This window comes from Nocardia sp. NRRL S-836, from assembly GCF_001279525.1.
In the GTDB taxonomy this organism is placed as follows: domain Bacteria; phylum Actinomycetota; class Actinomycetes; order Mycobacteriales; family Pseudonocardiaceae; genus Lentzea.
In genome coordinates, this window is sequence record NZ_LGDY01000092.1 from 244,444 (window position 1) to 251,080 (window position 6,637).

12 protein-coding genes are annotated in these 6,637 nt (G+C 67.5%); all 12 read left to right on the forward strand.

Annotated elements, in window-relative coordinates:
• The first annotated feature begins 76 nt into the window (after positions 1-76).
• On the forward strand, positions 77-685 hold the full coding sequence (locus tag ADL03_RS15980) for a hypothetical protein (protein ID WP_157528781.1): 609 nt from the start codon (positions 77-79) through the stop codon (positions 683-685).
• A 6-nt stretch (positions 686-691) separates the two neighbouring features.
• A complete protein-coding gene (locus ADL03_RS47075) occupies positions 692-1,306 on the forward strand; it encodes a hypothetical protein (protein WP_053734250.1) in 615 nt (204 codons plus the stop codon).
• Entirely contained in the window at positions 1,306-1,821 is a 516-nt protein-coding gene (locus ADL03_RS15990; protein WP_053734251.1) for a hypothetical protein, read from the forward strand. The genes ADL03_RS47075 and ADL03_RS15990 overlap by 1 nt, the downstream gene beginning before the upstream one ends.
• Positions 1,805-2,218, forward strand: a complete 414-nt coding sequence (locus ADL03_RS47080) for a hypothetical protein (RefSeq protein WP_157528783.1) — start codon at positions 1,805-1,807, stop codon at positions 2,216-2,218. Before ADL03_RS15990 ends, ADL03_RS47080 begins: the two co-directional genes overlap by 17 nt.
• Before the next feature lie 310 nt (positions 2,219-2,528).
• A complete protein-coding gene (locus ADL03_RS15995; protein ID WP_053734252.1) occupies positions 2,529-3,032 on the forward strand; it encodes a hypothetical protein in 504 nt (167 codons plus the stop codon).
• On the forward strand, positions 3,029-3,469 hold the full coding sequence (locus ADL03_RS16000; RefSeq protein ID WP_053734253.1) for a hypothetical protein: 441 nt from the start codon (positions 3,029-3,031) through the stop codon (positions 3,467-3,469). The genes ADL03_RS15995 and ADL03_RS16000 overlap by 4 nt, the downstream gene beginning before the upstream one ends.
• Positions 3,470-3,483: 14 nt before the next feature.
• Complete coding sequence (locus tag ADL03_RS16005; RefSeq protein ID WP_053734254.1) at positions 3,484-3,852, forward strand: hypothetical protein; 369 nt, start codon at positions 3,484-3,486, stop codon at positions 3,850-3,852.
• A gap of 399 nt (positions 3,853-4,251) precedes the next feature.
• Entirely contained in the window at positions 4,252-4,641 is a 390-nt protein-coding gene (locus ADL03_RS16010; protein WP_053734255.1) for a hypothetical protein, read from the forward strand.
• Between the two features lie 436 nt (positions 4,642-5,077).
• Entirely contained in the window at positions 5,078-5,455 is a 378-nt protein-coding gene (locus tag ADL03_RS16015; protein WP_053734256.1) for a hypothetical protein, read from the forward strand.
• A complete protein-coding gene (locus ADL03_RS16020; RefSeq protein ID WP_053734257.1) occupies positions 5,452-6,171 on the forward strand; it encodes a hypothetical protein in 720 nt (239 codons plus the stop codon). The genes ADL03_RS16015 and ADL03_RS16020 overlap by 4 nt, the downstream gene beginning before the upstream one ends.
• Positions 6,168-6,425, forward strand: coding sequence for a hypothetical protein (locus ADL03_RS16025; protein ID WP_157528785.1), 258 nt, complete (start codon positions 6,168-6,170; stop codon positions 6,423-6,425). Before ADL03_RS16020 ends, ADL03_RS16025 begins: the two co-directional genes overlap by 4 nt.
• The coding region (locus ADL03_RS16030; protein WP_053734259.1) for a hypothetical protein at positions 6,422-6,637 on the forward strand (216 nt) is incomplete at its 3' end. The genes ADL03_RS16025 and ADL03_RS16030, both read left to right, overlap by 4 nt.

The window sequence follows — 6,637 nt, forward strand, 5'->3', positions numbered from 1 at the left end:
AAGCCTCATGAACAGTGGTGACGTCTCCATCCGGATTCTGACCAGCCTCACGAAGTGCTACGCCGAGCCGAACGAGATGGCAGCGGCGTACGGCCTGGCCACGTTCCGTCGCGGCTATTGGGTCAACGACCCGGAGTTTCAGCGCATCGCGATGATCGACCTCGGCACTGACCAGCCTCGCATCCACTTCGGGCAGCTGCGCAACTGGTTCGCCGGCATCGGCGGCGTCGCGGAAGCGCTGGAAGAACTGCACGGCCGCGCCCTGGTCGAGGTGCTGCGGTTCGTCGCGAGCATGACCGTGCGCGGCGGGACGATGGAGCGGCTGCTCGACGGGGCTGACGACGAGACCACGACGGCGATCGTGGACATGATCGACATCGCGGCTGGCCGCGCTAGGCCGAATTCCCACGGCGGTCGCCTGCTGGCCAGCTTCCCCAGGTGGGACGACGTCGCCCTGTACGCGCCGTCTGCCGGCCGTGAGAGGTTCGTCGCCGTGCTGACCGCCGGATGGGACCCGCGTACCAGCGATGGCGAGGTCAACACGCCGCGCGAGGCAGTCGCCGCGATGCTCGGGATGTTGATCGGTCCCGGCTCCGGAGACACGACGGTGCACGTCCACGACCGCGAGAGCGGGGAACTGCACCGCATCGGACTCAACGAAGTCTCACGACCCGAGGGATGGTGAAACCGCGTGGGCTACCCCCGTACGTTCGACGACTGGATGGCCTGGTGCGGACACTTCCACGGCTACGACAAGGATGCGACACGCTTCGAGTTCGAGTCGGTGCTGAGTCGCGTCATCCGCGGCTACGGCCGGCTCAATGCTTCGCGGGAGGACGTGATCGCGCTGAGCTGCGCGGTCTGGCAGGAGCCGCCGACTGCGCTGGGGGACTGGGGCGCGCTGAGGCCGTTTCAGGCTCTGGCGCTGGCCTCGGCCGCGTATCAGGCGGAAATCGTGCCCCCGGCCGACGCGCCGGTGGACACCGTGACTGCAGCGCGGTGGGTGCGCGCACTGGTGACCGCTGTGGAGTGGGACAGGCCGGGCACGTTCTACTACAGGCAGAAGCAGCGCGCCGCGCTCGCGGCGGTGCGACAGCTCGGCGGCTGGACAAAGGTCGGCATCCCAGCGTGGGTGCAGACCGCGCTGGGTGACGACCGCCCGATGTCCGAGGAGGTGCTGCAGGCGGTCGAGCAGGCCTGCGCGTGCACCAGCCCCGGACGGCACTGGCGCTACGTGTCCGGCCTCGGATTCATCACCTACGGCAAGCCCGACGGTCCCGCTCGACACGGAGGACTCGAAGCCTGATGAACGACACCCGTCACATCCGGCAGCAGCCTGACGGGCACCTCGCGCAGTACATGCCGCAGATCGACAGCAGCCTGTCGTGGGCCTCGACCGACGGCACCAGCTACGACGACGAGCAGGCACGCGGATGGCCCATCGCGCGTCTCGCACCGCCGTCCGCACAAGCCGAGCGGTGCATCGGGCACCACGCGCGGGACGCCAACGAGCGGCTGTTCAAGGTCGTGCAATACCTGCTGACGGCTATGCGGCAGGCGCGAGCCGCAGCAGATGCGGCAGCGGCCGGCAACGTCGGCCAGGTCGAGCGCGAACTCAAGCCGATCGACGACACGCTCACCGCCGCCCGCCGCTACCTGAGCGACGCGCGCTCGGAGCGAGCGACCGCGGCGACGTGGAGCAACCAGGTAGATCCTTCCGTGCCGTGGCGGTCGAGCCATGGCACTCAGATCCACCGGTGGGCGGTCGACGCGTTCCGTCGTCGGCAAGAAGCGGCGTTCGTTTTTGCACGAGGGCTCTGACTACCTCGTTCCCGTCTCCCTCGGCGGCACGTCTGACGTGGTCGCGTTGTCTCACGGCAACACCAAAGCCGAGCACCTGGCCGTGCTGATCAATGACGCCATCGGCGCGACTGTGGTTCAACGGTGCGCCTATCCGGCGCTGGTCGTCACCTCACCCAACGCTGGTGCCGCCATACCGCTGCTGGGAGCAACGAGGCGAAGCGCAATTTCATCGATCGTGTTGCGCCCCAGGCAGGCATACCGAACCGCAGTCGACCTCGGATTTCGGACGCGCGGCACCTCCGCCGCCACCCCCGCCGGGCCGACCGATGCAAAGCCGTTCGAAAACCAGTCCGGCACGTTCCTAACCGGGCCTGCCAGCAGGCCTGACCTGCCGGTGCGGCTACCCGGCCCCTGATCGAGGTGACCTGGAAGACCACGTCATGGCCATGATGCACCTCTTCGACGGAAACGATCACGGCGAACGCTGACCGAAGACGACGTCCGGGACTACTACGTCACGGCACAGGACGAGCCTGTGCCCGTCGCGTCGGCCGCCATGTTCGTCGACGCCGTGCTGGCACGAGCTTCGCCAACCGAGGAGTCGCCGCAGGCGGATACGAGCCGCCCCTGCCGGAGGCCGTGCAGCGAAACCCAGCCACAACAACAATTCTCACCTCAGAGCCTGTGACACCGACCGGTGTCACAGGCTCTTTCGCGTCCTGGACATGGAGGTGCCGGTGTACAGCGAGCTTCAACCCTTGGGGCCGACCACGGTCGGCGATGTGGCGGGCGAGTTCCAGCTCACCGCCAGCGCCTACGAACGTACGTTCGCCCGTCTTCTGCCGCACGAGATGGGCGAGACATGGCTGGTAGTCCAGGCTCAGTACTTCGGTGAGTACCGCGAGGTCGGCAACGACGATCCCGGCAGGGACGACGACCAGATGGTATTCCTGTCCCGTCGGACGCAGTGGTTCTGGTGCACCGACCCGCACCTTCCCGAGGCCACGCACTTCTACTGCGGCACGACACTCGACCGACTCGCCGAGGTCGGCCGGTACGACGACGACACCTTCAACGCCGCGCCACTGGATGCCGCCGCTCGCAAAGCCTGTGCCGAGCTGAACCCGGCCTCCATCACCTGGACCGGCTTGCCAGGCGACATCTTCTACGGCTACGGCGAGCCACGCTCAACAACGGAAACAGCACTTCCTGAGAAGGGATCGCCGTGACGGTGAAGCGGCGTCGCGTCGCGGTAGGACAGACCGTCGAGATGGTCTTGTCGACAGACCTGGAACACAAGCAGCCACTCGTGGCCAAGATCTGCGGAGAGGTGCGGCGTTTGCGCATTCTCGACGGCTGCGTGGAACTCCTGCGCCCCAACGACTTCCTCTTTGAGGGCGAGGATCTTGATCGGCCGTGGATCTCGTTCAAGCCGCCGTACGAGTACGTCGGCATCTACAAGGACCGGCGGGGCCTATGGGTGAAGCCGACCCCTCGATGGCTCGTCCAGGTCGAACGCTACGGCAAGCCGGTGTCGGTGCCCATGCTGCCCGGCTCGTTCGCCGTGCGATGGCTGGAGACCTACACCCCGTGGTACGCCGAGCGCTGCTTGCGGTCAGAAGGCTATTCGATCAACGAGAACTACTACTACGAGGCGCGGTCTTGAGGTGTGACGGCTCAGTGTGTGACCAGGCCAAGCAGGCCAACGAGATCTGCCCGGTCGAGACGACCGTTGCGCAGGTCAACGACGAGGTCGGGATGGGACCGCCCGGCAGGGTGCTGATGAAGATCCCGCACGACGAGATCGCGGTGATCATCGTTCAAAACGCGGACGGCAAGTTCGTGCTCTGGTGGTTCGACTACGTCGTCAACGAGCACGAGGAGTCGTTCGAGGATCTCTCGGTCGCCATCGCCCGAGCCGCTGTGCTGATGCGCAACATCGAAGAAGAGCACCGACGCTCCGCATACGACCCGGCACCGTGCTTCGTCGATGACCCCGGCGACTTCGCACCGAAGGCGACCGAGTTCCTCGGCGCGCAGCTGACCTGACAACACCCTCGCAAGCCACATCATGCCGGGAGTGCCGCGAAGCGGCACGACCGGCATCTTTCGTTTCCCACTTCCACAACCGTGTCGCCAGCCGCAGGGAGAGTCCACATGAGCAGCTACCTCGACCAGAGCCCCGTCAACTGATACTCAGCGGCCAGCGCCAGCGCCAGCGCCAGCGGTCCCGCGGCCACCGGTTCGGTGACGTCATCCCCCTCGTCGCCACGACCAGCCAGCGCGAGCGACCGCCGAGTCCGCCGTTCTGCCCCGGCGAGCTGGTCACAGCTAGCTCCCTCTCGCTGACCAGTGGGTTCGTCAGTACAAGCACGTATGACCCGGCACGGCGCATTGAAACCCTCTCAGGGCGGCGCCTGGCCGGGTCCATCCAGCACAGGAGGGTTCATGACCACCATCGCGGCCACCGCCGACGCCATCGAGGCGGTGCCAGTCCGGGTGTTCCACAACAACGACGCGTCCGCGTCACTGCTGAACGGCTACCAGCCGGGCTCTACGGTCACCGAGGTCTACCTCTACATCGAGGATGCCCTCGACGATCACGTCCTTCTCGACCGAGCCTTCGATCTGTTCAACATCGACCCCGATCCCGAACTCGGTGCTCCGGACGAGCGGGCCGTGGAGTACCGCAGCCGCGGCAACAGGTCGCTGTCGGTCGGTGACGTCGTCGCAGTCGGCGACCGGTTCTACGCCGTCGACCACACCGGCTGGCGTCGGCTGGGGGACCAGCCGCTCATCCGGCAGCAGGCCTCTCGCGGCACCGTGCCCCTGTACTGAGCCCCGTCCCAAGCTCACCGGGCTTTTCGTTTTCTGCAACGAGGACACAGGGAGGCGGCGGACGCCGGCCCACGGTGGGCCGGCGTCCGCCGCGCAGCCGTCTGCCTGCGACACCACTCACACCGAGAGTCTTATGGCGACAGACGCCGCGATCACCCCACCACCCGGTACCGCAAGGTCGAGCATGCGTGGTGGACGTGGGCCGACCCCGGATGCGGACACTGCGGGGGCGCCGGACTCCTCTGGACCGCGGTGTGGGATCGGGGCATCAACCCCGCCCGTCCGCCATGCGCCCGTGCGAGCCGCACTCCTCAATGACTCGGGTCGGTGGTGTGCCCCCGACCCAGGCCGCGGACCGACCGGTGCACCCTCACCGTTTCCCGAACGCTGCCGCGCCCCGTCTTCCCCAACAGAGGGGAAAAAGCCGAGTTCCACCATGACCCCGAACCGCCACCTGATGGGCGCCGCCGCGCACGGCATCACCCGACCCGAGAACCCGACCCGAGGAAGCACCATGCAGGAGCAGCACGAACAGCAGGCGCAGCAGGGCACGGCGGACAAGACGCCGCATCGGCCCTTCCACGTGGAGTGGGTGACGCCCCTGCGGTACCGAGCAAAGATCGACCCGAGTCGTCCGCGATTCGCGGGCCTGACGCCCGCCGACTTCCCCGCCTTCGACTCCACACGCCTGTCCGACGCGGCCGACGCCGCTCTGGAGTTCCTGGAAACCGAGGACAACGTGATCAGTGTGGACGAGCGCGATGTCCGCTACGTCACCGTCTCGCCCGACACCGATCCGGGGGAGGAGGGATGACCGATATCGGCCTGCACTCCGTCACCGGCCGCCCCACTTGGCGCGGTCTGGTCGTTCCCTACCTCACCGTCTGGAGCGGCGAGCAGATCGACCTGACGAAACGGCCTTTCGCCTACCTGACCGGCGATGACGGCAGGGAGCGCCTGTCCATCGCGCACACCGAGGGCTCCGCACTGGCCGCGGACCGCGTGCTGCTGGAGCAGCGCGACGGGTTTGGCCTGCTGTGGTTCTCCGGCCTGAACAACCCAGGTGTCGGCGAGCCGCTCTGGGCCCAGGTCCACGGCCTGCGCCAGCGGGAGTGCATGGTCGGCCGCCATTGCCAGGTGTGCGGCAACCCCTTCCCCTCCGGGCGGCCGGTGACGTTCCTGGTGCCCGAGCAGGACGTCCCGAAGGACTGCGGCCCGTTCGAGACGCCGCACCCACCGGTGTGCGACACCTGCCGCCCCTGGTCGCTGATGCAGTGCCCGCACCTTCGTGAACAGGCAACGTTCGTCTGGGTCACCGCCCGCGCCTACCGGCCGACCAGCGTCCTGGCCGACCTGTACATCCGCGACCGGCAGACCCTCGGAATCAGCGAGGACCTGGGCGTGACTCTGCCGCTGGGTCACGACCTGCTGCGCTACGCGGTCGTCAAGCAGCTGCTGGTCACCATCCGCGGCTACACCGTCGAACGCGCGCAACGCACCGGCTTCGCATGGCAGGGGGATCGGCCGTGAGCCGCAATGTGGTCCAGTGGGAGGTCGCCCACGTCTACCAGGCCGTCCTCGACACCGACAACCCCGAGCACCGGGGGCTGCGCGTCGACGACTTCCCGCTTCCCACTGACGACAACGACCAGCCCGAGATGCCCGACGACGTCCACGCGGTCCTGTCGGACCTGGAAGCCAAGGCAGGCGTGTTCGACGTCGGCCGAGTCGCGGTCCACTCAGCCCGCGCACTGCCCGAAACGCTCGAGACGGAGGAACCGTGATCCGGCAACTCGCGCTGCGCTGGTCACCGCTGGTGGCGTTCTATGAAGTGCCGCTGCAGGAGGCGCAGACGCACCTGATCGACTGGCGCCACCCGCTCCACCTGCCCACACCAGAACACCCGGCAGGCAGGCCCTACGACCGCCCTTTCGGCCGACTCTCGTTCGTCATGGAACACGAAGGCCGCCCGGCCGCCGTGGTGGTGCTCGCCAGC

What these genes read in the sequence shown, in the direction of transcription:
- ADL03_RS15980 (WP_157528781.1), top strand. Translation starts at nt 77, where the DNA reads ATGGCAGCGGCGTACGGCCTGGCCACGTTCCGTCGCGGCTATTGGGTC.
- ADL03_RS15990 (WP_053734251.1), top strand. Translation starts at nt 1,306, where the DNA reads ATGAACGACACCCGTCACATCCGGCAGCAGCCTGACGGGCACCTCGCG.
- ADL03_RS15995 (WP_053734252.1), top strand. Translation starts at nt 2,529, where the DNA reads ATGGAGGTGCCGGTGTACAGCGAGCTTCAACCCTTGGGGCCGACCACG.
- ADL03_RS16010 (WP_053734255.1), top strand. Translation starts at nt 4,252, where the DNA reads ATGACCACCATCGCGGCCACCGCCGACGCCATCGAGGCGGTGCCAGTC.
- ADL03_RS16015 (WP_053734256.1), top strand. Translation starts at nt 5,078, where the DNA reads ATGACCCCGAACCGCCACCTGATGGGCGCCGCCGCGCACGGCATCACC.
- ADL03_RS16020 (WP_053734257.1), top strand. Translation starts at nt 5,452, where the DNA reads ATGACCGATATCGGCCTGCACTCCGTCACCGGCCGCCCCACTTGGCGC.